A 23577-nucleotide genomic window follows, 5' to 3' on the forward strand; every position below is an offset into this window, starting at 1 on the left:
CCGCGGAGCGCCGCGGAAGGCCCAGGCCGGTGGTGGCCCTGCAGTGCCGTGGTCAGGTGAACTCTCATGGGTGGGGTGGAATGAAGACTGTTGACGATCTCGAGGTCCAGGGCAAGAAGGTCCTGGTCCGGGCCGACCTGAATGTGCCGCTCAAGGACGGGGTCATCACCGATGACGGACGCATCCGGGCGAGCCTCCCGACGATCCGGAAGCTGATCGACAAGGGCGCCAGGGTCGTCGTCGTGGCGCACCTGGGCCGGCCCAAGGGCGAGGCCAAGCCGGAGTTCTCCCTCGCGCCGGTCGCCGTGCGGCTCGGCGAACTGCTGGGCAAGGACGTCGCCTTCGCCGCCGACACCGTGGGCGCCTCGGCCGAGGCCGCCGTCGCGGGCCTGGGCGACGGCGAGGTGGCGCTGCTGGAGAACCTGCGGTTCGCCGCGGCCGAGACCAGCAAGGACGACGCCGAGCGGGGCGCGTTCGCAGACCGGCTCGCGGCGCTCGCCGACGTGTACGTCGGCGACGGGTTCGGTGCGGTGCACCGCAAGCACGCCTCGGTCTACGACGTGCCCAAGCGGCTGCCGCACGCGGCCGGCGGGCTCATCGCCACCGAGGTCGACGTGCTCAAGAGGCTGACCGAGGACGTGGCGCGCCCCTACGCGGTGGTGCTCGGCGGCTCCAAGGTCTCCGACAAGCTCGGGGTCATCGACAACCTCCTGGAGACCGCCGACCGCATCCTCATCGGCGGCGGCATGCTCTTCACCTTCCTCAAGGCCCAGGGCCACGAGGTCGGCCAGTCCCTGCTCGAAGAGGACCAGATCCCCGTCGTCCTGGAGTACCTGGAGCGGGCGAAGGCCAAGGGCGTGGAGTTCGTCCTGCCCGTGGACGTCGTCGCCGCGACCGCGTTCAGCGCGGACGCCGAGCACGACGTGGTCCCCGCGGACGCCATCCCCGCCGACCGGCTCGGCCTGGACATCGGCCCCGAATCGGGCAAGCTCTTCGCCTCCCGCCTCGCGGACGCCAAGACGATCTTCTGGAACGGCCCGATGGGCGTGTTCGAGATGGAGCCCTACTCGCACGGCACCCGGGCGGTGGCCCAGGGCCTGCTCGACTCCGCCGCCTTCACCGTGGTCGGCGGCGGCGACTCCGCGGCGGCCGTCCGCACCCTCGGCTTCGACGAGAACGCCTTCTCCCACATCTCCACCGGCGGCGGCGCCAGCCTGGAGTACCTCGAAGGCAAGACCCTGCCCGGCCTGGAAGCTCTGGAGGACTGACCCATGGCCCGTAAGCCCCTGATGGCCGGCAACTGGAAGATGAACAACAACCACCTCGAGGCGATCGCGCTGGTGCAGAAGCTCGCGTTCGCGCTCAAGGACAAGGACTACGAGGCGGTGGACATCGCGGTCCTGCCGCCGTTCACCGACCTCCGCTCGGTGCAGACCCTGGTCGACGCCGACCGGCTGAAGATCAAGTACGGTTCGCAGGACATCTCCGCCCACGCCTCCGGCGCCTACACCGGCGAGGTGTCCGGCGCGATGCTGGCCAAGCTCCGCTGCTCCTACGCGACGGTCGGGCACTCCGAGCGCCGCCAGTACCACGGCGAGACCGACGCCCTGGTCAACGCCAAGGCCAAGGCCGCGCTGGCCAACGAGCTCACCCCGATCATCTGCGTCGGCGAGGGCCTGGACGTCCGCAAGGCCGGCGAGCAGGTCGCCCACACCCTCGGCCAGATCGACGGGGCGCTGGAGGGGCTGACCGCCGAGCAGGCCCGGACCGTCGTCATCGCCTACGAGCCCGTCTGGGCGATCGGGACCGGCGAGGTCGCCACCCCCGACGACGCGCAGGAGGTCTGCGGGGCGATCCGCGGCCGGCTGGAGAAGCTTTACGACACCGATGTCGCGCAGAGCGTGCGGATCCTCTACGGTGGCTCGATGAAGTCCTCGAATGTGGCGGGTCTGATGGCGCAGCCCGATGTGGACGGCGGTCTCATCGGCGGAGCCGCGCTCGACGCCGAGGAATTCGTCAAGATCTGCCGATACCGGGACCTCTCGGTGGCGGGTTGAGCCAAACTTGCTCGTGTGACAGGCGGGTTCTGCTGAACCACCGGTCGGCTCGTCGTACCCTTCATAAAGACAGGTAAACCGATTCGCCTGTCCGTCGTCCTACTATTCGAGCCCCGCGTCCCGCGGGGGTGGCCAGAAGGCGCTAACTGCTGTGATTCTTGCAAGCTCCATCGTGCTGATCATCACGAGCCTGCTGATGGTCCTGCTCGTGCTGATGCACAAGGGTAAGGGCGGGGGCCTTTCCGACATGTTCGGCGGCGGCATCTCCTCCTCGCTCGGTGGGTCGTCGGTGGTCGAGCGCAACCTGGACCGCCTCACGGTCGCCACCGGAGTCATCTGGTTCGCCTCGATCGTGGTGCTCGGCTTCCTGTTCAAGGCGCAGGGCGCCTGACCCCTCGGCGTCCCCGCCGGAGACGTACGACAGTGCGCACCGGGAGCGAGAGCTCCCGGCGCGGTGATTTTCAAGGAGTTGTCCGTGGCTAGTGGCAGTGCCATTCGCGGAAGCAGGGTCGGTGCCGGCCCGATGGGCGAGGCGGAGCGCGGCGAGGCCGCACCCCGAGTCATCATCAGCTTCCACTGTGCCAACCAGCACGAAACCCGCCCCAGCTTCGCCAGTGACTGCCAGGTCCCCGAGACCTGGGACTGCCCCCGCTGCGGTCTTCCGGCCGGCACCGACGCCGCCAACCCCCCGGCTGCCCCCAAGAACGAGCCGTACAAGACCCACCTCGCCTACGTGAAGGAGCGCCGCTCCGACGCCGACGGCCAGGCCATCCTCGAGGAGGCCCTCGGCAAGCTGCGCGAGCAGCGCCGCCTCGTCCAGGCCGCCATGGCCGCGGCCGCCCGCAACTAGCGAGCGCGCACGACCGCGGAGAAGACCCGGCTCCTCTTAGGGGAGGCCGGGTCTTCTCATGCGCGCACCATCCCCGAGCCGGTGTGATCCCTGCTGCCTCCGGGTGGTTCCGGGCTCCGGGCCACCCGTAACGGGGTAGGGATCCGGCATGGCTGAAGTCACGGAAGTAGATGTCGTCGTTGTCGGAATGGGGCCCGGTGGGGAGGACGTCGCGGGGAAACTGGCCGAGGCCGGGCTCGAGGTGGCCGCGGTCGAGGCGGGGCTCGTCGGAGGGGAGTGCCCGTACTACGGGTGCATTCCCAGCAAGATGATGATCAGGGCTGCGGACGTGCTGGCCGAGGCGCGCAGGGTGCCGGGGCTGGCGGGGGAGACCGAGGTGCGGCCCGACTGGGGGCCGGTGGCCGCGAGGCTGAAGGAGGCCACCGACGACTGGGACGACCGGGTGGCGGCGGAGCGGTTCACCGACAAGGGCGGCACGCTCGTGCGGGGGTTCGGAAAGATCACGGGACCCCGCGAGGTGACCGTGGGGGAGCGGGTGCTGCGGGCGCGGCGGGGAGTCGTGCTCAACCCGGGGACCGAGCCCGCCATCCCGCCGATCGACGGGCTGGAGGGCACTCCTTTCTGGACCAACCGCCAGGCCGTCAAGGCGTCCGAGGCGCCGGAGTCCCTGGTGCTCATCGGCGGCGGGGCCATCGGGGTGGAACTGGCGCAGGCGTTCTCGCGGTTCGGGACCCGAGTCACGGTGCTGGAGGGGCGTAGCCGGCTGCTCGGGGTGGAGGAGCCGGAGGCCGGGGAGCTGGTCGGCAAGGTCTTCGAGGAGGAGGGCATCGACGTCCGCACCGGGGTGAAGATCACCCGGGTCGGCTACGACGGGCGGTTCACCGTCGAGTTCGGCGACCGGTCCGTCGAGGCGGAGCGGCTCCTGGTGGCCACCGGGCGCCGGACGGATCTGGCGAAGCTGGGAGTGGGACGGATAGGGCTGGACGAGTCGGCCAGGACGATCCCCGTGGACGAGCGGATGCGCGCGGCCGACGGGGTGTGGGCGATCGGGGACGTCACCGGGCACGGGGCCTTCACCCACATCTCGATGTACCAGGCGGCGATCGCCGTCCGCGACATCCTGGGCCAGGACGGTCCGCCCGCCGACTACCGGGCGCTGCCCAGGGTGTCGTTCACCGACCCGGAGATCGGGGCGGTGGGCCTCACCGAGGCGCAGGCCGTCGAGAAGGGCATGGACGTGCGCACGGGGTACACGCCCCTGTCGTCCTCGACCCGCGGGTGGATCCACAAGGGCGAGGGGTTCGTCAAGCTGGTGGTCTCGGGCGACGAACTGGTGGGCGCCACCACCGCGGGCCCCTCCGGGGGCGAAATGATGTCCGCGCTGGCCGTCGCGATCCACGGCAGGGTGCCCGTCTCCTCGCTGACCCACATGATCTACGCCTACCCCACCTTCCACCGCGCGATCGAGGACGCGCTGCGCGACATCGGCTGAGCCGGTGACCGGATCGGTCCGGTGCGGGGCGGGAACGTGCCTGTCGCGACGGAGGGCGCGGCGGGAGGATCGAGGGCATGAAGAAGAGAGCCCACCTCGTCATCGACGTCCAGGAGTCGTTCCGCCGCTCGCCCCTGTGGGAGGCGGTGTCCGATCCGCGGATCGTCCAGAAGGTCGCCGAACTGGTCGAGGGCGCTCGGGCCAAGGGCGAGCCGGTGGTCTGGGTGCTGCACTCCGAGGAGGGTTCTGGCACGTTGTTCGACCCCGCCCTGGGGTTCGTGCGGCTGATGGACGGCCTGGAGCCCGCCGAGGAGGAGCCTGTGCTGGTCAAGTCGGCCCACAACGCGTTCACGACCACCCGGCTGCAGCAGTTGCTGACCTCGTGGGGGATCGGCGAGGTGACGGTCTCGGGGATCAGGACGGAGCAGTGCTGCGAGACCACCGCGAGGGTGGCGTCCGACCTCGGCTTCGAGGTGCTGTTCGTGACGGAGGCGACCGCCACGCATCCGCTGGCCCACCCCGAGGCCCCGGCCGGGCGGAGCGTGGCGGAACTGCTGGCCGACCCCCGGACGCTCCCCGCCGGAGAAGTGATCCGGCGGACGGAGTACGCCCTGTCCGGACGGTTCGCCCGGCTCGTCACCGTCAAGGAGGCGGTAGCCTGACCGGATCATGCCCAAGGTCGTCTTCGTTCTGGTCCCGGGCCTGCACCTGCTCGACCTCGCGGGCCCGGCCCAGGCGTTCTCCGACGCCGCGGCCCTCGGCTACGAGTACGAGTTGCACTACGTGGCCGAACGGCTGGCCGTGCCCTCCTTCCAGGGGGTGCCCCTGACCGCCGGGCTCACCTGGCCCCGGCTGGAGAAGGACGACCTGGTCGTCGTCCCCGGGTGGCACGGCCACAGCCCCATCGGCGAGGAGACGGCCCGCCGCCTGGCCGCGCACCACGCGTCCGGCGGGACCGTCGCCAGCGTCTGCGCCGGAGCCGACGCCCTCGGACGCGCGGGCCTGCTGGACGGCCGCCGCTTCACCACCCACCACGACCTGCAGGACGCGATGGCGCGCCGCTACCCGAAGGCGGTCCTCGTGCGCGACGTCCTCTACGTGACCGACGGCGGGGTCGTCACCTCGGCGGGCATCGCCAGCGGCATCGACCTGGCCCTGCACCTGATCGCCCTGCGCCACGGCCCCGGCGCGGCCGCCAGGGTCGCCCGCTCGATGGTCGTCTACGCCCGCCGCAACGGCGATCAGCCCCAGGCCGGCGTCATGCTCCGCCACCGGGGCCACCTGGCCGACTCCGTCCACCGCGTCCAGGACCTCATCGACGACCGGTTCACCGAACCCCTCCCGCTGGACGCCCTGGCGGCGTCGGCCGGAGTCGGCGTCCGCACCCTGACCCGCCGGTTCACGGCGGCCATCGGCCTCACCCCGCTGCGCTACCAGCAGTTGCTGCGGCTGGAGCGCGCCGAGCAGCTCCTGTCCGAGGGCTCCACCATGGAGGCCGCAGCCCGCGCCGTGGGCTTCGAGGACGCCCGCATGCTCCGCAGGCTCCGCCGGCGCGCCTCCGCCGACCGCACGAGCCCCGCCTCGTAGCCGCGGATCGACGCGGCCGGACGTCGCGGCCGCATCGGCGGGCGCGACGCGGTGCCGCCCGGCCGCGACGCGTGACGGCTCAGGTCAGTCGTTGCGGTAGAGGGCGAGGACCTCGGCGACGCAGGCGGGGCGGCGCTGGCCGTCGATCTCGATGGTGACCTTCATGGTGCCGAGCTTGCCGGCGGGGGAGTTCTTGAGGTCCATGAGCACGGCCTTGGCGCGGACCTTGGCCCCCACGGCGACGGGGGTGTGGAAGCGGACCTTGTTGAGGCCGAAGTTCACCACCATGGTGAGCTTCTCGATGGTGAAGATCTGGACGACGTGGGCCGTCACGAGGCTGAGGGTCAGGTAGCCGTGGGCGATGGTGCCGCCGAAGGGGCTCTCGGAGGCGGCGCGCTCGGGGTCGACGTGGATCCACTGGTGGTCGCCGGTGGCGTCCGCGAACCTGTTCACCTGCTCCTGGGTGATCTCCTGCCACTCGCTGTGGCCGAGCTCCTCGCCCACGGCGGCGGCGAACTCGTCCAGGTCGGTGAACGTGCGCATCTGCAACTCCTCGTCGTCGGTTCACGACCATTGTGGCGGGTGCCGCGGACCTGCGTGAACGTGCCGCGCTCAGGCCGCCGGAAGGCGGGTGGTGAAACCCCCGTGGAAGCCGTAGGGGATGTGGTGGGGAAGCCAGGCGGTCGCCACGAGGTCCAGGCTCCGGGCGTCGAGGACCGCCAGCCCCGAGCGGTGCCGGGCCGCCTGGTAGACGACGGAGAGCAGCCAGCCGTCGTCCTCGGCGGAGTCCTCGGAGCGCGGGACGAAGACGGGTTCGCCCACGCAGTCGCCGAGGACGTGGGAGGTGACCGCGCCGGTGTCGTGGTCGACCTTCAGGACGGCGTCGAAGAACCCCTCGGTTCCGTGGTGGCCGCTGAGGTAGCTGAAGCGGTGCCGGGTGGAGGAGCGGCGCCAGTCGAACTGCGGCAGCTCGCACGGGTGGTCGGCGAGTTCCTCCTCGGTCACCTTGCCGGCGGCGACGCGGTAGCGGACCAGCGAGCTCGGGCGGGTCAGGTGGAAGCGGTCCCGGAAGTTCAGCAGGTCGGCCTTCAGCGGCTCCCAGTCCGGGTACCGGACGAGTTCCACCACGGTGTCCGGGCCGTCCTCGTAGGCGTTGGTGATGTGGGTGCCGACCATCGCCTCATGCTCGACGATCCGGGGAGGCCCTCCGTCGCGGGGGACGAGCAGGAACCGGGTCGGCAGGTCGGGGAAGTAGTTCAGCGAGGACACCGCGGAACGGCCGCGCAGGATCCCCCCGACGTCGGGGAGGGTGGGGCTGAGGACGAACACGAGGTGCCGTTCGGTGAGCCCGAAGTCGTGGTTCCAGGAGAGCCCCCGGACGCGGACGGAGGCGATGAGGGTCATCCTTCCGGCCGGGTCGACGCGGTAGCAGTTGATCCCCGGAGTCGGCAGGAACCGCAGCCCGAAGTTGAACATCTCGCCGGTGGCGGGGTCGAACCGGGGGTGCGCCGACCACATGCCCAGCCCCTTGAGCCGTCCGCCGAAGTCGTGCAGCCCGTAGGTCTCCAGGGTGTCGGGGTCCACCCTGGTGGGCTTGCCGCCCTCCCACAGGGCCAGCAGGTCCCCCGCGTGGAACGACAGGTTGGTGTTGGCGGTGTTGGTCGGCGGCATCGGCACTCCGGTGGAGGTGCCGACTCCGGCCCGCCAGCGCCGCTTGGAGCGGTACTGGGGGGTGCGCAGGTAGCGGTTGCGGAAGCCGACCCGCCCCTGGTCGAAGGTGAACCGCGACACCATGCCGTCGCCGTCGAAGATGCAGTCCAGGAGGGTGGTCCCGACCTGCCATTTGCCGGGCCCGTTGCGGTAGAGCGTCCCGTGGAGCTCGCGGGGCACCGTCCCGTCGATCTCGGTGACGTCGTAGGAGTGTTCCTCGAGGAGGGGGTCGAACACGCCGTAGGTCATGCGCCCAGCCTTTAATCTGAGGACGCTTGTCGTCAATAACTTGGGGCAAGATGATCCCCGATGAGTACGCGGGCCTACCGGGGGCGCAGCCCGGAACAGCGCGTCGCCGAACGCCGCGGACGGCTGCTGGCCGCAGGCCTGGACCTGTGGAGCGAGCTGGGCTGGTCGGGGGTCTCCGTACGCGGCGTCTGCGCCCGCTCGGGCCTGACGGACCGCTACTTCTACGAGTCCTTCGACGACCGCGACGCCCTGCTCCTGGCGGTCTTCGACCAGGTCAGGGACGAGCTGACCGGCAGGCTGCTGGCCGTCCCGTTCACCGGGGAGCCGCGCGCCGTCATGAGGACGATGTTCACCGTCCTCGTCACCGCGCTGGCCGACGACCCCCGCTACGCCAGGATCGCCTTCACCGAGCCCGCGGGCTGCCCGGCCCTGGAGATCCGCCGCCACGACGCGCTCCTGGCCGTCGCCGAATCCGTCGCCGAGGGAGTCCGCTCCGCGGCCCCGGAGGAGAATCCGCGCGACCTCCACGGCACGGCCCTGTTCTGCGTGGGCGGCGTCGGAGGCCTCATCTCCGCCTGGCTCGCGGGGCGGCGCCCCGAGGCCCCCGAGGAGCTCGCCGAACGCTGCACCGACCTGTGCGCCCGCGTCTTCGGAGTCTGAGGGCGCCGCTCACCGCTCCAGGTGGGAGATCTCGTTGAAGACGAGCCTCTCCCCGTCCCGCCAGTGCGAGACCGAGCAGTTGGCCACCGAGGTGCGCTCCAGTTCCATGAGCTCGGCCTCTGTCAGCCCGTCCAGCAGGTAGGCGAAGACGAAGATCACCGCGTCGTGGGCGGAGACCAGCACCCTGCCCTCGGCGGGCAGGTCCCGCAGGAAGGAGCGGAGCCGCAGCGCGATGTCGGACCACGACTCGCCGCCGGGCGGCCGGAAGTAGAACTTCCCCAGCTCCTGCTTGCGCCGCCACTCCTCGGGGAAGCGCTGCCGGATGCCCCGGGGCGTCAGCCGGTAGAACGCCCCCATGTCCCGGTCGCGCAGTCGCTCGTCCAGCCGTATGTCCTCGCGCCCGGTGGCCAGGCGGACGGTCTCCAGCGACCGCAGGTAGGGGGAAGAGATGATCAGGTCCGGCGGCTCCCGCTCGGCCAGGAACCGGCCGAGGCGCAGGGCCTGCTCTCGGCCGTAAGCGGACAGCGGGACGTCGGGGTCCCGCTCGGGAACGTCGATGACCTCGGCCCCTGACCGCAACGCCGCCCTGCGCGCCGCGTTCCCGGTGCTCTCGGCGTGCCGGATCAGTATCAACTCCATGGTGCCCGTGTCATCCCCTCTTGTAGGCTCTCCGAAGACAGAAGCGACTGGCGCAGTCAAGGTGGATCACCACCGGGGAGCGAGATCGAGCGGGCACCGCGCGCCTGGGTGTCTCCGCGCGAACTCGTGGAGGAACGCCTTGCACCAGCCCGCCCTGCCGCACCTGCACGCCGCCGACCCGGCCCTGGCCGCCCTGATCGAGGGCGAGGCGACCCGCCAGCACGACAAGATCCGGCTGATCGCCTCCGAGAACTACGTCTCCCCTGCGGTCCTGGAGGCCACCGGCTCGGTCCTGACCAACAAGTACTCCGAAGGCTACGTCGGCCGCCGGTACTACGAGGGCCAGCAGTTCGTCGACCCCGTCGAGGAGCTGGCCGTCGAGCGGGCCAAGGCGCTGTTCGGCGTCGAGCACGCCAACGTCCAGCCCTATTCCGGCTCGCCCGCCAACCTCGCCGCCTACCTGGCGTTCCTGGAGCCCGGCGACACCGTCATGGGCATGGCGCTGCCGATGGGCGGCCACCTCACCCACGGCTGGTCCGTCAGCGCGACCGGCAGGTGGTTCACGCCGGTGCGCTACGGGGTGCGCGCCGACACCGGCCGCGTGGACCTCGACGAGGTCCGCGACCTGGCGTTGAAGGAGCGCCCGAAGCTCATCTTCTGCGGCGGCACCGCGATACCCCGCACGATCGACTACCCGGCCTTCGCCGAGATCGCCCGCGAGGCCGGCGCGGTGCTGGCGGCCGACATCGCGCACCTGGCCGGCCTGATCGCGGGCGGCGCCCACCCCTCCCCGGCCGGCCACGCCGACGTGATCACCACCACGACCCACAAGACCCTGCGCGGCCCGCGCGGTGCGATGATCATGTCTACGGCGGAGCACGCCGCCGCGCTGGACAAGGCGGTCTTCCCCGGCCTGCAGGGCGGCCCGCACAACCACACCACCGCGGCCATCGCGGTGGCCCTGAAGGAGGCCGCCGCCCCGGCCTTCTCCGCCTACGCCCACCAGATCGTCGCCAACGCGAAGGCGCTCGCCCAGGCCCTGCTGGAGCGCGGGTTCGACCTGGTCTCCGGCGGCACCGACAACCATCTCGTCCTCATCGACCTGACGAACAAGGGCGTGGCGGGCAAGCCCGCCGCCCGGGCGCTGGACGAGGCCGGCATCGAGCTGAACCACAACACCGTGCCCTTCGACCCGCGCAAGCCGTTCGACCCGTCGGGCCTGCGGCTGGGCACCGCCGCCATCACCACGCGAGGCCTCACCGAGGCGGACATGCCGCGCGTCGCGGCCTGGATCGACGAGGTGGTCAGGGCGCACGAGGACACAGGGCTCCTCAGCCGGATCGCCGCCGAGATCCGCGAGTTCATGGGCGCCCGTCCGATGCCCGGCTGGGCTCCGGCCCCCTGAATCCGCGCGCGGCACCCGGCTCACCGGCCTGACAGCAGGTCGGCGAGCCGGGCCAGCTTCGAGGTGCGGTGCACGCCCCGCTCCCGGGCGTCGGCGCCGCGGTAGAGGGAGTACATGAGCTGGACGCCGAGCCAGCGCAGCGGTTCGGGCTCCCAGCGCCGGGCCGGCCTGTTCACCCACGGCAGGGTGGTCAGGTCGGTCTCCTCACCCAGCAGCAGGTCGCGCAGGGTCCGTCCGGCCAGGTTGGAGGTGGCCACCCCGTGGCCGGTGTAGCCGCCCGCGTGTCCGAGGCCGGTCCGGTGGTCGACGGTGGCGGTCGAGCACCAGTCGCGGGGCACTCCGAGGACCCCCGACCAGGCGTGCGCGACGGGGACGGACGCCGCCGCCGGGAACATGTCGGCCAGCAAGGTGCGCAGGGCCGTGACGGTCGCCTCGGGGGTGCGGCCCGCGTCGTCGATCCTCGACCCGTACCGGTAGGGCTTGCCCCGTCCGCCGAAGGCGATGCGGCCGTCCGCGGTGCGCTGGGCGTACATGTAGTAGTGCGCCATGTCGCCCAGCAGCTCCGCGCCCCGCCAGCTCCCGTCCAGGACGTCCTCGGGCAGCGGCTCTGTGACGATCATGGAGCTGTTCATGGGGAGCCAGTCGCGGTGCGCTCCGGGGAAGGCGGCGGTGAACCCCTCGGTGGCGCGGACGACGTACTCGGCGCTGACCGTCCCGTAGGGCGTCACGGCAGCCGCGGGCAGGCCGCCGCCGCGCGGACGCAGGCCGGTGACCTCGGTGCCCTCGTAGAGCTCGACGCCGAGCTCCCGGACGACCCGTGCCAGGCCGCGGACGAGCTTCGCGGGCTGGACGCGGGCGCAGTGCGGGCTCCAGGAGGCCCCGACCGCCCCGGCCACACGGACGCGCTCGCCCGGTTCGATCAGCCGCAGGTCGTCCTCTCCCCAGCCCCACGCGCGCTCGTGGGCGACCAGTTCGGTGAGCCGTCTCAGCTGCGCCCTGTTGCGCGCGACGGTCACCACGCCGTCGTGCTCCAGATCGGCTTCGACGCCCTCCTCGGCGGCGACCCGCACGATCTCCGAGACGGAGCCGAACATGGCCCGCTGCAACCGCAGGACGGCGTCCTTGCCGTGCGTGCGCGCGTAACGCGGGGCCGACCCGGCCAGTTCGCCGACGACCCAGCCGCCGTTGCGGCCGGACGCCCCGAACCCGGCGAACTCTTTCTCCAGCACGACGACCCGCAGGCCGGGCCGCGCCTTCTTCAGGTAGTACGCGGTCCACAGCCCGGTGTAGCCCGCTCCGATGACGCACACGTCGGCGTCGCGGGAGCCGGGCAGGGGCGTCGACGGCAGGGGGAGCCCGATCTCCCCGAACCAGTGGGACACCGCCCCGTTCACGTAAGGCCTGTTCACCAGGGACATGGTGCCCATCATCCCTGCATATCCCAACGAGATGAGCATCACGAGATAGACGTCACGTACCACTTCGACCGCCGGAAACCCTCGCCACACGGTGCTGTAACACGGGCCCGGAAATCTGGACCCATCACACACCAAGGGGGAATTCCATGACAGTCCTCATCGAGTCGGCGATCTCACCGCCGGCGGTACGGGCACCGCAGCCGTCCATGCGGCCGCTCCGGGCGTCCGACAAGCAGGCGGTCGACGCGATGCACGCGCGCTGCTCGACGAGCAGCCGCCGGATGCGCTACTTCAGCGCCAAGCCCGGCCTGCCGCAGCGGCTCTTCGACCTGTTCCTGGAACGCTCCCGCGGGCTGACCCTGGTGGTCGAGAACGCCGAGGGGGACATCGTCGCCCTCGGCCACATGATGTACGTCTCCCGGCCCGGCGCGGCCGAGCTGGCCTTCCTCGTCGAGGACGCCTGGCAGGGCAGGGGCCTGGGCCGCGCCCTCACCGAGCGGATGCTGGACCTCGGGCGCGCCGAGGGGCTGCGGGAGCTCGGCGCCAGCGTCCTCAGCGAGAATGCCCGGATGCGCAGGCTGCTGACCTCCCTGGGCGGCCGGACCGCCCGGACCGAGGACCCGGCCGTGCTGGAGATCGTCATCGTGCTGGAGGAGGCCGCCGCCGCGTAACTGGAACGCTCCAGGGCTGGGACGATGTCGGGGTGTCCATCTACGACGATCCCGCCGCCTACGAACTCTCCTGCGCCTTCCGCGACGTCCCCGCCGAAGTGGACGCGCTCCTGCGCTGGTCGGCCCGGCACGGACGGACGCCGGAGACCGTCCTGGAACTGGCCGCCGGCCCCGCCGAGCACGCCAGGGAGTTCGCCCGCCGGGGCCTGAGGGCCACCGCGCTGGACCTGAGCCCCGCGATGTGCGCCCACGCCGCCGCCAGGGCTCCCGAACTGACCGTCGTTCAAGCGGACATGACGGACTTCGAGCTTCCCGAACGCTTCGACCTCATCGTCACGATGCTGGACAGCACCGCCCACCTGCACACCCTCGACGCCATGGCCGCGCACCTCGTCCGCGCCGCCGCCCACCTGGCGGAAGGCGCCGTCTACATCCTGGAGATGAGCCACCCCGGCGACAGGTTCGGCACCGAGCCCTCCACCTCCACCGAGTGGACCGCCGAACGGGACGGCGTCACCGCCGAGGTGCGCTGGGGCTCCCTGGACGACGCCCTGGACCCGCTCACCCAGATCGTGGACGACCACGTCCTGATCAAGGTCACCGAGCCGCCGGCGCGGCCCGGCGGCCCGGCGCGGGTCCGGGTCGTCGAGGGCGTCGTGCCCTACCGGTTCTGGACCGCCACCGAGCTGGAGGCCGCCGTCAGGGTCGCCGCCGGCGGCCATCCCGCGGCGGCCCTGGAGGTCGCGGCTCGGTACGGCGACTTCGCCGACGTCCCGCCCACGGATCCGGTGGCCTGGCGTTTCATCACCGTATTCCGGAGGAAACCGGTATCGTCCCCGGCATGACACAGCCCTTGACCCCCCAAGAGGAAGAGCGCTTCGTCCGGGAGATGGTGCCCCTCGTCATCGCCAAGACGGGCAGGGGGGCGACCTTCCGGATCACCGCCGACACCGAGGAGCTCCAGCGGATGTTCCGGGAGGTCACCAGCCGGGCCTCGGAGGCGCTGGGCCGGCCGCTGATGGGCTACACCAACGGCCGGGAGTTCTGGATCAGGTTCCCCGACGCTCAGCCGCTGGAGACCGGCGACGACCCCGGCGGGAGCGCGGAGGCCGCGTCCCGGTCCAACAGGTAGAGGGTCGAGCGGAGGCCGCGGGCCGCCGCCACCGGCGCCTCCATCACGTCCGCGTCCGCCAGGCCCAGCCGGACGGCCTCGGCCTTGGACGAACCCGACGCGATGACCCAGACCTCCTCGGCAGCCCGGATCGCCGGGACGGTGAGCGAGATCCGGGTCGGCGGCGGCTTCGGCGAACCGTGCACTCCCACCGCCGTCAGCTTCTCCTCGCGCAGCGTCGGCTGCCCCGGGAAGAGCGAGGCGATGTGGGCGTCGGGGCCCACCCCCAGCATGAGCACGTCGAACGCGGGGACCGCCGACGGCGCGCCCTGTGCCGCGGCGGCGAGCTCCGCGGCGTACCTCGCGGCGGCCGCGTCGGCGTCGTCGCCGTCCGGACCGTCGGGCCCGCGCATCACATGGACCCGGGCCGGATCGACCGGCACCCTGTCCAGCAGCGCCTCGCGCGCCCCCGTCTCGTTGCGTTCGGGATGCCCCGACGGCAGGAAGCGCTCGTCCCCCCACCAGACGTCGAGCCGCCCCCAGTCGACGGCGTCCCTGGCGGGACTGTCCGCGACGGCGGCCAGCGCGGCCAGCCCCGCCCCGCCGCCGGTGAGCACGACCGAGGCGGTTCCGCGCCGGGCCTGCGCGTCGACGAGCCGGGTGATCAGCCGCGCCGCCACCCCGGCGGCCAGCAGCCCGGAGTTCGGATGGACCAGGATCTCGGGTGCGCTCAAGAGCCGGCCTTCTTCCTGCTCGGCCGCGTCCTGCCGGGCGCGGGGGAACCCGTGCCGGGCGGGGGAGCGGTGACGTCCGTGCTTTCCGAGGCGCCGGGGTGCTCAGAACCGCCGGCCCCCTCGGCGCCCGGCGTGCTCTCGCCGCCCGCGGCGCCTTCGGTGCTCTGAACGCTCTCAGCGCTCTCGGAAGCGCCCTGCAGCACCTCCCGGCGGCTCTGCTCCTTCTCGAAGCGCCTCACCGCCTCGTGGTAGACCTCGTCGGGGTCCAGCCGCCGCAGCTCCTCGGCGAGCAGCTCGGCGATCGGGCGGCGCATCAGCGACACGTACCGGTCGGGCTGGCCGGGCCGCGACATCGTCGCCACCCGCCCGTCCGGCCGGGTGATGGCCAGTTCGCCCTCGTCGCTGTGCAGGACCACCGCGGTGATGCCGGGGCCCTCGGAGACCCTCCGGTGGGCCGGGATGCCCAGCCGGACCTCCAGCCAGGCGGCGAGCAGCTCCGTGCTCGGGCTGTCGGCCTCGCCCAGCACCTCGGCCGAGCGCAGCGACGGCGTCGGCTGGTCCAGCGAGGCGGCCAGCAGGGTGCGCCACGGCGTCAGCCTGGTCCAGGCGAAGTCGGTGTCGCCGGGCGCGTAGGAGCGGCTGAGCCGGGCGAGCGCCTCCAGCCGGTCCATCGCGGCGTAGCAGTCGGTGACCCGGCGCTGCCCGAGCGCGCCCAGCGGGTCCTCCGCCGGGTCCTCCGGCGGCTGGCCCGGCCACCAGACGACGACCGGCGCGTCCGGCACCAGCAGCGGCACCACCACCGAGTCGGCGTGCTGGGCCAGCGGCCCGTACATGCGCAGCAGCACCGTCTCGCCCGGCCCCGTCTCGCCGATGCGGATCTCCGCGTCGAGCCGGGAGGAGCTGCCCCGCGGGTCGCGGGAGATGACGGTCAGGATCCGGCACGGGTGCTCGCGGGCCGCGTCGTTGGCGGCGCGCAGCGAGTCGTACTGCGCCGACTCGTCGGTGACGATGACCAGGGTCAGCACCATCCCGATCGTCGGGCCGCCCATCTGGTGCCGGGCCTGGGTCAGCGCGTCCTGGATGCGTCGGGTGGTGGTCGAGGTGAGGTCGATGTTCACGTCAGATCCTCCGCCAGGCGCGGCCGTCACGCTTCATCATCCGGTCGGCGGACTTGGGGCCGTATCCGCCGGACTTGTACTGGTCGGGCCTGCCGTGGGCCGCCCAGAACTCCTCGACGGGGTCGAGGATTTTCCAGGACAGCTCGACCTCCTCCTGCCGGGGGAAGAGCGGCGGGTCGCCGATGAGGACGTCCAGGATCAGCCGCTCGTAGGCCTCGGGAGAGGACTCGGTGAACGACTCGCCGTAGGCGAAGTCCATGTTGACGTCCCGCACCTCCATCGAGGTGCCCGGCACCTTGGAGCCGAACCGCACCGTGATGCCCTCGTCCGGCTGCACCCGGAAGACCAGGGCGTTCTGCCCCAGTTCCTCGGTCTCGGTCTGGGAGAACGGCAGGTGCGGCGCCTGCTGGAAGATCATGGCGACCTCGGTGGTCCGGCGGGACAGGCGCTTGCCCGTCCTGAGGTACCACGGCACCCCGGCCCAGCGCCGGGAGTCGATCTCCAGCTTGACCGCGGCGTACGTCTCGGTCGTGGAGGACTCCGGGATGCCGTCCTCCTCCAGGTAGCCGTGGACCTTGACCCCGCCCTGCCAGCCCGCCGCGTACTGGCCGCGGGCCGTGGCCAGGGACAGGTCCTCGGGCAGGCGCACCGAGGAGAGCACCTTGGCCTTCTCCGCGCGCACCGCCTCGGCGCTGAAGGACGTCGGCTCCTCCATGGCGGCGAGCGCCAGCAGCTGCAGCAGGTGGTTCTGGATGACGTCGCGGGCCGCGCCGATGCCGTCGTAGTAGCCGGCGCGCCCGCCGATGCCGATGTCCTCGGCCATCGTGATCTGCACGTGGTCGATGTAGGAGCGGTTCCAGACCGGCTCGAACATCGTGTTGGCGAAGCGCAGCGCCAGGATGTTCTGCACCGTCTCCTTGCCGAGGTAGTGGTCGATCCGGAAGATCGACTCCTCGGGGAAGACCCGGTGCACGATGTTGTTGAGCTCCCGGGCGCTGGTGAGGTCGTGGCCGAAGGGCTTCTCGATCACCACCCGGCGCCAGGAGGATTCGGAACGTTCCGCCAGCCCGCTGCGCTGCAGCTGCTCCACGACCACATCGAAGAACTTCGGCGGGATGGACAGGTAGAAGGCGTAGTTGCCGCCCGTGCCGCGGGTCTCGTCGAGTTCCTTGACGGCCATGGCCAGCGCGTCGAACGCGCCGGGGTCGCTGAACTCGCCGGGCACGAAGTGCATGCCCTCCGACAGGTGGTTCCAGACCTCCTCCCGGAAGGGGGTGCGGGCGTTCTGCTTGACCGCCTCGTAGGCCAGCTGCCGGAAGTCCTGGTTCTCCCAGTCCCGGCGGGCGAAGCCCACCAGGGAGAAGCCGGGCGGCAGCAGTCCCCGGTTTGCGAGGTCGTAGATGGCGGGAAGGAGCTTCTTACGCGAGAGGTCGCCGGTGACCCCGAAGAGGACCAGCACGCTGGGTCCTGCGACGCGGGGCAGTCTTTTGTCACGGGGGTCCCGCAAGGGGTTCCCGTCGATCCCGATCAGTTCAGCGGGCGATGGCATGCCCGGTCCCTTTCCTACGAGTCGTTGTTTCGACTGGTGGAGCACGGTCTGGAGGAGGGGATCGACCGGTCTGCCGTCGGCGGCCGGACCGCCCCCCGCCCCGGTACTGGGATGGGGGACCGCCCGGCCATGTGTGGTGTTCCTCAGTGTGTCGACGTTCAGTTTTCCAGCGCGTCGAGGAGCTGCGCCAGTCCTTCGGACCGGTCCCGCAGGTGCAGCCGCACCGCCGGGCGCCCGCGCGAGCGCAGGGCCCGCAGGTCGCCGACGGCCTGGGCCAGCTGCAGGGTCCCGAAGCCGTAGGGGCGTCCGGGCACCGGGACGTCCCGCTCCACCACGCCGGTGAGCTGCAGGAACACCCCGTTCTGCGGGCCTCCCTTGTGGTACTGGCCGGTGGAGTGCAGGAACCGCGGACCCCACCCGAAGGTGACGTGGGCGGGTCCGCCGCGCGCCCGCTCCGAACGCGCCGCCAGCAGCCCCCGCAGCGCGGCGGCCCCGGCGTCGTCCCCGGTGCGGTCCAGGTAGGCCATGACGGCGAGGTAGCCGTGGTCGGGCACCAGCGCGATCAGCTCGTCGAGCGCCTCGGGCAGGGTGTCGGCCTTGAGCGCGCCGCCCGCGTGGATCTCCACGGAACCGGAGACCAGATCGGGCTCCCCGGCGGTCAGCGCCGCCGCGCCCCCCTCCTCGGCCGCCTTGAGCAGGGCGCCCGTGTTGTCCTTGGCCTCCTGGACGTCGGGCTGGTCGAACGGGTTGACGCCCAGCACCCGCCCGGCGACGGCGGTGGCGTACTCCCAGAGCAGGAACTGGGCGCCCAGCGGGCCCCTGACCGTGATCGCGGAGGCGTCGAACTCGCCCAGCACCGCGCCCCGCGCGTCCGGCGCGGGAGCGAAGCCGGGAGCCTCGACGCCCTCCAGCACGACGGGGAGCACGCCCTTGCCCTCCTTGCCGGTGGACTCGGCGATGAGCTGCTCGGCCCAGTCTCCGAATCCGACGATGCCCGAGCCGGCGTCGGCCAGGAGCAGCTTGTCGTGCCCTCCGGCGGAGGCCGCGCCGAGCGCCGCGCCCAGCGTCAGCCCCGGGTTGTCGTACGTCTGGCGCAGCGCGGAGGAGAACTCGGCGGCCTCGTCCAGCAGCAGCCCCACGTCGACCCCGGCCAGGGCCGAGGGCACCAGGCCGAAGGCGCTCAGCGCGCTGTAGCGCCCGCCCACGTCGGGGTCGGCCAGGACCACGTGGTAGCCCGCCTGGCGGGCGGAGTTCTCCAGCGGGGAGCCCGGATCGGTGATCACCACGAACCGGCGCTTGAGGGCGTCGCCGGTGATCCCGGCTTCCCTGAAGGCCTGCTCGAAGATCCTCCGGTGGCTGTCGGTCTCGACGGTGCCGCCGCTCTTGGACGCCACCACCACGACCGTGCGCTCCAGCCGGTCGGCGATGACCCGTTCCACCTGGTGCGGGTCGGTGGTGTCCAGGACGGTCAGTTCCGCCCCGGCGGTGCGGGTGATCACCTCGGGGGCCAGTGAGGAGCCGCCCATGCCGGCCAGCACGAAGTGGTCCAGGCCCTCGGCCCGGTACTCGGCGGCCAGCTCGTTCAGCGGCCCCACCAGCGGACGCGAGGTCTCGGCGAGGTCCAGCCAGCCCAGCCGGCGGCTCGCCTCGTCCATCGCGTCCGGCCCCCAGAGACTGGCGTTCCTGGCGGCGAGCGCGCCCGGGACGCCGTCGGAGACCAGTCTCTGCAGGACCGTCTCGGTCTCCTCGACGGCTTCGCCGCGCAGGGTGACCGAGACGCCCCCGGAGGTGACCACTGATGTCACGCCTTGTCCTCCAGTTCGCCCTTCAGCGTGTCGAGGAGCTGGTTCCAGGAGGTCGCGAACTTCTCCACGCCCTCGTCCTCGAGGACCCGCACGACGTCGTCGTAGTCGACGCCCGCGTCCTTCAGCGCGGCGAAGACGGCGTGGGCGTCGGGGTAGGCGCCCGTGACGGTGTCGCCGGTGATCTCCGCGTGGTCGGCGGCGGCGTCGAGGGTGGCCTCGGGCAGCGTGTTGACGGTGCCGGCGGCGACCAGCTCGGTCACGTAGAGGGTGTCGGGCAGCGCCGGGTCCTTCACGCCGGTGGAGGCCCACAGCGGGCGCTGCGGGAGCGCTCCGGCCTCGGCCAGGGCCTGCCAGCGGGGGGAGGAGAACTTCTGCTCGTACAGCTCGTAGGCGAGCCGGGCGTTGGCCACGCCCGCCTTGCTCTTGAGCTCGCCCCTGCCGAGCTTCTCCAGCCGCTTGTCGATCTCGGTGTCCACGCGGGAGACGAAGAACGAGGCGACCGAGGAGATGCCGTGCAGGTCGAGGCCCTTGTCCCTGGCCTGCTCCAGCCCGGCGAAGTAGGCGTCGACGACCTCCCCGTACCGCTCCAGGGAGAAGATCAGCGTCACGTTGACGCTGATGCCCTCGGCCAGCGCCGCGGTGATCGCGGGCAGGCCCTCCCGGGTGGCCGGGATCTTGATCATCAGGTTGGGCCGGTCGACCTGCCACCACAGGGCCTTGGCCTCGGCGATCGTGGCCTCGGTGTTCCTGGCCAGCCGCGGGTCCACCTCGAGGGAGACGCGGCCGTCCAGGCCGTCCGTGCGGTCGTAGACCGGGCGCAGGACGTCGCAGGCCCAGCGGATGTCGTAGGTGGTGATGGCGCGGGACGCCTCGTCGACGCCCACGCCGCGGACCACCAGGTCGCGCAGCTGGCCGTCGTAGGCGTCGCCCTTGCTGAGAGCGTTGGCGAAGATGGTCGGGTTGGAGGTGACCCCGACGACGTTCTTCTCCTTGACGAGCTGTTCGAGGTTTCCCGAACGCAGGCGCTCCCGGCTGACGTCGTCGAGCCAGATGGAGACGCCCGCGTTCGAGAGCCTGTTGAGATTTTCAGTCATGGATCATCCCTTGGCCTTGGAGAGGCTGGATCGTGCGGCGGCCGTCACGTGCTCGGGGGTGAGGCCGAACTCCTTGTAGAGGGTCTTGTAGTCGGCGGAGGCGCCGAAGTGCTCGAGGCTGACCGACTCGCCCAGATCGCCGACGAACCGGTGCCAGCCGAGTGCGATGCCCGCCTCGACCGAGACCCTGGCGCGCACGGAGGGCGGCAGGACCTCCTGCTGGTAGGACTGCTCCTGCTCGGCGAACCACTCGACGCACGGCATGGAGACCACCCGGGTCGGCGTGCCCTCCGCCTCGAGGGCCTCACGCGCGGCGAGGGCGATCTCGACCTCGGACCCCGTCGCGATGAGGATCACTTCGGGGGAGCCGCCCGCGGCCTCGGCCAGCACGTAACCGCCCTTGGCGACGCCCTCGGCGGAGGCGAGCTCGGCGCGGTCGAAGACCGGCAGCTTCTGCCGGGTCAGCGCCAGGCCGGCCGGGCGGTCGTTGTGCTCCAGGATCGTGCGCCAGGCCACGGCGGTCTCGTTGGCGTCGGCGGGGCGGACCACGTCCAGGCCGGGGATGGCCCGCAGCGACCACAGGTGCTCGACCGGCTGGTGGGTCGGGCCGTCCTCGCCCAGGCCGATGGAGTCGTGCGTCCACACGAAGGTGACCGGCAGCTCCATCAGCGCGGCCAGCCGGACGGCCGGGCGCATGTAGTCGGAGAACACCAGGAAGGTGGCGCCGTAGGGGCGGGTGCCGCCGTGCAGGGCGATGCCGTTGAGGATCGCGCCCATGGCGTGCTCGCGGATGCCGAAGTGCAGGGTGCGGCCGTACGGGCCGCCCTTCCACGCGGCGGTCTGGAACTCCGACGGGACGAAGGACTGCTCGCCCTTGATCGTGGTGTTGTTGGACTCGGCCAGGTCGGCCGAGCCGCCCCACAGCTCCGGCAGGATCGGGCCGATGGCGTTCAGCACCTCGCCGGAGGCGGAGCGGGTGGCGACGTCCTTGCCCGCGGGGAACTGGGGCAGCTTGGCGGCCCAGCCCTCGGGCAGCTCGCGCTTGGCGATGCGGTCGTACTCGGCGGCGCGCTCGGGGTTGGCGGCCTTCCAGGCGGCGAAGGCCTCGTCCCACTCGGCGCGCAGCGCGCGGCCCCGGTCGGCGACCTTGCGGGCGTGCTCGAGCACCTGCGCGTCGACCACGAAGGACGCCTCGGGGTCCATGCCCAGGACCTTCTTGGTGGCGGCGACCTCGTCGGCGCCCAGCGCCGAGCCGTGGATCTTGCCGGTGTTCTTCTTGTTCGGCGCGGGCCAGCCGATGACGGTGCGCAGCGCGATGAAGGTGGGGCGGCTCGTCTCGGCCTTGGCGGCCGCCAGGACGGCGTGCAGCCGCTCGACGTCCTCGACGTACTCGCCGGTCTTCAGCCAGTCGACGCGGTGCACGTCCCAGCCGTAGGCCTCGTAGCGGGCCACGACGTCCTCGGACATCGCGATCTGGGTGTCGTCCTCGATGGAGATGCGGTTGTCGTCCCAGACCAGGACCAGGTTGCCCAGCCGCTGGTGGCCGGCGAGCGCGGAGGCCTCGTGGCTGATGCCCTCCTGGATGTCGCCGTCGGAGCAGAACGCCCAGATGGTGTGGTCGAACGGCGAGGCGCCCACGGGGGCCTCGGGGTCGAACAGGCCGCGCTCGCGGCGGGCCGCCATGGCCATGCCGACGGCGTTGGCGACGCCCTGGCCCAGCGGGCCCGTGGTGGTCTCCACGCCGGGGGTGAAGCCGTGCTCGGGGTGGGCGGGCGTGGCGCTGCCCCAGGTGCGCAGGGCCTTGAGGTCGTCCAGCGAGAGGCCGTAGCCCGAGAGGTACAGCTGGATGTAGAGGGTCAGGCTGGAGTGCCCGCACGACAGGACGAAGCGGTCGCGGCCGGGCCAGGCCGGGTCCGAGGGGTCGTGCCTCATCACCTTGTTGAAGAGCAGGTACGCGGCCGGGGCGAGGCTCATGGCGGTGCCCGGGTGCCCGGAGCCCACTTTCTCGACGGCGTCCATCGCGAGGGCGCGGACGGTGTCCACGGCCCGGTTGTCCAGCTCGGACCAGTCAAGGTGGTTGTTGTCGGTAGTCACCGGAACGCTCAGGTCCTTCCAAGTTATGGGATGTCAGGTCGACCGCACCCGTGCCCCGGGGCGCTGATCTCTCCGAGCCTACTCATTATGACGGTCGGAAGGATTGGTCTAAACCATTGGGTCCTTTACCCGGAACACTGGGCACATGCCCGATGATTCCCCGGCTAACCCTGCGCCGGTTCCCCGCACGGAGGGAGAAGGCAGGTGAAACCTCGCACCCGGTGGCGGGCAGGTCCCAGGTCGGGGCTACAGTGATGGCGCGGTCGCGTGGAGCGGGCGTAAATCCAGACTTCCTTGAACAGAAGGCTTCACTGTTGTGACGGTGCTCAGTAACCGGCTCGGCGGCACGACCGGTGTCGAGCTCGAAGCGGATCCGCCTGCGGCCCTGCTGGAGGACGACGGTCAGGCTCGTACGCTCGGTGCCAAGATCAAGGCCTATGTGGCCCTGACCAAGCCGCGGGTCATCGAACTCCTGCTGATCACCACGCTACCGGTGATGTTCCTGGCCGCCAAGGGTGTTCCGGACCTGGGTCTGGTGCTGTTCACCCTGCTGTGGGGCACGATGTCGGCGGGCAGCGCCAACGCCGTCAACTGCTTCATCGACCGCGACATCGACGCCAAGATGCGCCGCACCCGCCGCCGCCCGCTGGCCCGCCACCAGGTGAGCCCCGGCTCCGCCCTGGTGTTCGGCGCCGCCCTCGGCGTCGTCTCCACCGCAGGCTTCCTGCTCACCGTCAACGCCTTGGCCGCCGCCCTGTCGGTCGGCGCCATCCTCTTCTACGTCTTCGTGTACTCGCTGCTGCTCAAGCGGCGCACCAAGCAGAACGTGGTGTGGGGCGGGATCGCCGGCTGCATGCCCGTCCTCATCGGCTGGGCCGCCGTCACCGGCTCCCTGGCCTGGACCCCGTTCGTGCTGTTCGGCGTGGTCTTCCTGTGGACGCCGCCGCACACCTGGACGCTGGCCATGCGCTACCGCGAGGACTACGCGCTCGCCGGCATCCCCATGCTGCCGGTGGTGGCGAGCGAGAAGCGGGTCGTGGTGGAGAGCCTGGTCTACACCTGGGCCACCGTCCTGTGCTCGCTGGCGCTGTGGCCCGTGGCCGGGCTCACCCCCGTCTACGGCGCGGTCGCGCTCATCCTCGGCGCGGTGTTCCTGCTCGAGGGGCACCGCCTGCTGGCCCGGGTCAACCGCGGCCTGACCGGCGCGCCGCTGCGGCCGATGCGCTTCTTCCACCTGTCGAACTCCTACCTGGCGCTGCTGTTCACCGCCGTGGCGATCGACTTCCTCTTCCAGTGACCGCTGTGTCCGGACTTAACGCGTCCGGTCCGGCTCG

Annotated in this window: 23 protein-coding genes and 1 riboswitch; of the genes, 13 read left to right on the plus strand and 10 right to left on the minus strand. The window is 71.7% G+C overall.

Annotated features, from left to right (window positions below; translation table 11 throughout):
- Positions 1 to 80: 80 nt before the first annotated feature.
- The 7 genes from ABD327_RS32855 to ABD327_RS32885 all read left to right on the plus strand — a co-directional run bounded on the left by ABD327_RS32855 (position 81) and on the right by ABD327_RS32885 (position 5986).
- On the plus strand, positions 81 to 1268 hold the full coding sequence (locus ABD327_RS32855; RefSeq protein WP_344456596.1) for a phosphoglycerate kinase: 1188 nt from the start codon (positions 81 to 83) through the stop codon (positions 1266 to 1268).
- 3 nt (positions 1269 to 1271) lie between these two features.
- The gene (tpiA, locus tag ABD327_RS32860; RefSeq protein WP_344456598.1) at positions 1272 to 2057 is read left to right on the plus strand and encodes a triose-phosphate isomerase; all 786 of its coding nucleotides are present in this window, start codon (positions 1272 to 1274) and stop codon (positions 2055 to 2057) included.
- Between the two features lie 151 nt (positions 2058 to 2208).
- Positions 2209 to 2448 (plus strand): preprotein translocase subunit SecG, encoded by a 240-nt coding sequence (gene secG / locus ABD327_RS32865; RefSeq protein ID WP_344456600.1) that lies wholly within the window; start codon positions 2209 to 2211, stop codon positions 2446 to 2448.
- An 84-nt stretch (positions 2449 to 2532) separates the two neighbouring features.
- Positions 2533 to 2907 (plus strand): RNA polymerase-binding protein RbpA, encoded by a 375-nt coding sequence (locus ABD327_RS32870; RefSeq protein WP_344456602.1) that lies wholly within the window; start codon positions 2533 to 2535, stop codon positions 2905 to 2907.
- A 148-nt stretch (positions 2908 to 3055) separates the two neighbouring features.
- Positions 3056 to 4399: a dihydrolipoyl dehydrogenase family protein gene (locus tag ABD327_RS32875; protein WP_344456604.1), complete on the plus strand. Its 1344-nt coding sequence runs from the start codon at positions 3056 to 3058 to the stop codon at positions 4397 to 4399.
- A gap of 77 nt (positions 4400 to 4476) precedes the next feature.
- Positions 4477 to 5061, plus strand: coding sequence for a cysteine hydrolase family protein (locus ABD327_RS32880; RefSeq protein WP_344456606.1), 585 nt, complete (start codon positions 4477 to 4479; stop codon positions 5059 to 5061).
- 7 nt (positions 5062 to 5068) lie between these two features.
- Entirely contained in the window at positions 5069 to 5986 is a 918-nt protein-coding gene (locus ABD327_RS32885; protein ID WP_344456609.1) for a GlxA family transcriptional regulator, read from the plus strand.
- Between the two features lie 84 nt (positions 5987 to 6070).
- Here the strand turns inward: ABD327_RS32885 and ABD327_RS32890 are convergent, their stop codons facing one another.
- Together ABD327_RS32890 and ABD327_RS32895 are read right to left on the minus strand one after the other, a co-directional pair.
- Positions 6071 to 6529 carry a MaoC family dehydratase gene (locus ABD327_RS32890; RefSeq protein WP_344456612.1) on the minus strand — a complete coding sequence of 153 codons (459 nt, stop codon included), beginning with the start codon at positions 6527 to 6529 and terminating at the stop codon, positions 6071 to 6073.
- A 69-nt stretch (positions 6530 to 6598) separates the two neighbouring features.
- Positions 6599 to 7945, minus strand: a complete 1347-nt coding sequence (locus ABD327_RS32895) for a carotenoid oxygenase family protein (protein ID WP_344456615.1) — start codon at positions 7943 to 7945, stop codon at positions 6599 to 6601.
- A 60-nt stretch (positions 7946 to 8005) separates the two neighbouring features.
- Between ABD327_RS32895 and ABD327_RS32900 the strand changes: the two genes are divergently transcribed.
- The gene (locus tag ABD327_RS32900; RefSeq protein WP_344456617.1) at positions 8006 to 8605 is read left to right on the plus strand and encodes a TetR/AcrR family transcriptional regulator; all 600 of its coding nucleotides are present in this window, start codon (positions 8006 to 8008) and stop codon (positions 8603 to 8605) included.
- A gap of 9 nt (positions 8606 to 8614) precedes the next feature.
- Here the strand turns inward: ABD327_RS32900 and ABD327_RS32905 are convergent, their stop codons facing one another.
- Complete coding sequence (locus tag ABD327_RS32905) at positions 8615 to 9244, minus strand: histidine phosphatase family protein (RefSeq protein WP_344456619.1); 630 nt, start codon at positions 9242 to 9244, stop codon at positions 8615 to 8617.
- 41 nt (positions 9245 to 9285) lie between these two features.
- Positions 9286 to 9361, plus strand: a riboswitch (ZMP/ZTP riboswitch).
- 22 nt (positions 9362 to 9383) lie between these two features.
- Here ABD327_RS32905 and ABD327_RS32910 point away from each other — a divergent pair.
- Entirely contained in the window at positions 9384 to 10649 is a 1266-nt protein-coding gene (locus ABD327_RS32910) for a serine hydroxymethyltransferase (protein ID WP_344456621.1), read from the plus strand.
- Positions 10650 to 10669: 20 nt separating this feature from the next.
- On the opposite strand, the gene ABD327_RS32915 is transcribed toward ABD327_RS32910, so the two are convergent.
- A complete protein-coding gene (locus tag ABD327_RS32915) occupies positions 10670 to 12067 on the minus strand; it encodes an NAD(P)/FAD-dependent oxidoreductase (protein WP_344456623.1) in 1398 nt (465 codons plus the stop codon).
- 146 nt (positions 12068 to 12213) lie between these two features.
- Here ABD327_RS32915 and ABD327_RS32920 point away from each other — a divergent pair, with 146 nt between their 5' ends.
- From ABD327_RS32920 to ABD327_RS32930, 3 genes are read left to right on the plus strand one after another with little or no spacing between them, the layout of a single operon-like run.
- On the plus strand, positions 12214 to 12738 hold the full coding sequence (locus tag ABD327_RS32920; RefSeq protein ID WP_344456625.1) for a GNAT family N-acetyltransferase: 525 nt from the start codon (positions 12214 to 12216) through the stop codon (positions 12736 to 12738).
- Positions 12739 to 12770: 32 nt separating this feature from the next.
- On the plus strand, positions 12771 to 13583 hold the full coding sequence (locus tag ABD327_RS32925) for a class I SAM-dependent methyltransferase (RefSeq protein ID WP_344456627.1): 813 nt from the start codon (positions 12771 to 12773) through the stop codon (positions 13581 to 13583).
- Entirely contained in the window at positions 13580 to 13870 is a 291-nt protein-coding gene (locus ABD327_RS32930; RefSeq protein WP_344456629.1) for a hypothetical protein, read from the plus strand. Before ABD327_RS32925 ends, ABD327_RS32930 begins: the two co-directional genes overlap by 4 nt.
- Here the strand turns inward: ABD327_RS32930 and pgl are convergent.
- The 6 genes from pgl to tkt all read right to left on the minus strand — a co-directional run bounded on the left by pgl (position 13804) and on the right by tkt (position 22243).
- Positions 13804 to 14583: a 6-phosphogluconolactonase gene (pgl, locus tag ABD327_RS32935; RefSeq protein ID WP_344456631.1), complete on the minus strand. Its 780-nt coding sequence runs from the start codon at positions 14581 to 14583 to the stop codon at positions 13804 to 13806. The genes ABD327_RS32930 and pgl overlap by 67 nt on opposite strands.
- The gene (locus ABD327_RS32940) at positions 14580 to 15701 is read right to left on the minus strand and encodes a glucose-6-phosphate dehydrogenase assembly protein OpcA (protein WP_344456633.1); all 1122 of its coding nucleotides are present in this window, start codon (positions 15699 to 15701) and stop codon (positions 14580 to 14582) included. The genes pgl and ABD327_RS32940 overlap by 4 nt, the downstream gene beginning before the upstream one ends.
- Before the next feature lies 1 nt (position 15702).
- On the minus strand, positions 15703 to 17250 hold the full coding sequence (gene zwf / locus ABD327_RS32945; RefSeq protein ID WP_344456636.1) for a glucose-6-phosphate dehydrogenase: 1548 nt from the start codon (positions 17248 to 17250) through the stop codon (positions 15703 to 15705).
- A gap of 158 nt (positions 17251 to 17408) precedes the next feature.
- Positions 17409 to 19055 (minus strand): glucose-6-phosphate isomerase, encoded by a 1647-nt coding sequence (locus ABD327_RS32950; RefSeq protein ID WP_344456639.1) that lies wholly within the window; start codon positions 19053 to 19055, stop codon positions 17409 to 17411.
- Entirely contained in the window at positions 19052 to 20149 is a 1098-nt protein-coding gene (gene tal / locus ABD327_RS32955; RefSeq protein WP_344456641.1) for a transaldolase, read from the minus strand. Before tal ends, ABD327_RS32950 begins: the two co-directional genes overlap by 4 nt.
- A gap of 3 nt (positions 20150 to 20152) precedes the next feature.
- Entirely contained in the window at positions 20153 to 22243 is a 2091-nt protein-coding gene (gene tkt, locus ABD327_RS32960) for a transketolase (protein ID WP_344456644.1), read from the minus strand.
- 316 nt (positions 22244 to 22559) lie between these two features.
- Between tkt and ABD327_RS32965 the strand changes: the two genes are divergently transcribed.
- Positions 22560 to 23540: a heme o synthase gene (locus tag ABD327_RS32965; protein WP_425547274.1), complete on the plus strand. Its 981-nt coding sequence runs from the start codon at positions 22560 to 22562 to the stop codon at positions 23538 to 23540.
- Positions 23541 to 23577: the final 37 nt, after the last annotated feature.

The organism is Actinocorallia aurantiaca (genome assembly GCF_039533685.1).
GTDB classification, from domain to species: domain Bacteria; phylum Actinomycetota; class Actinomycetes; order Streptosporangiales; family Streptosporangiaceae; genus Actinocorallia; species Actinocorallia aurantiaca.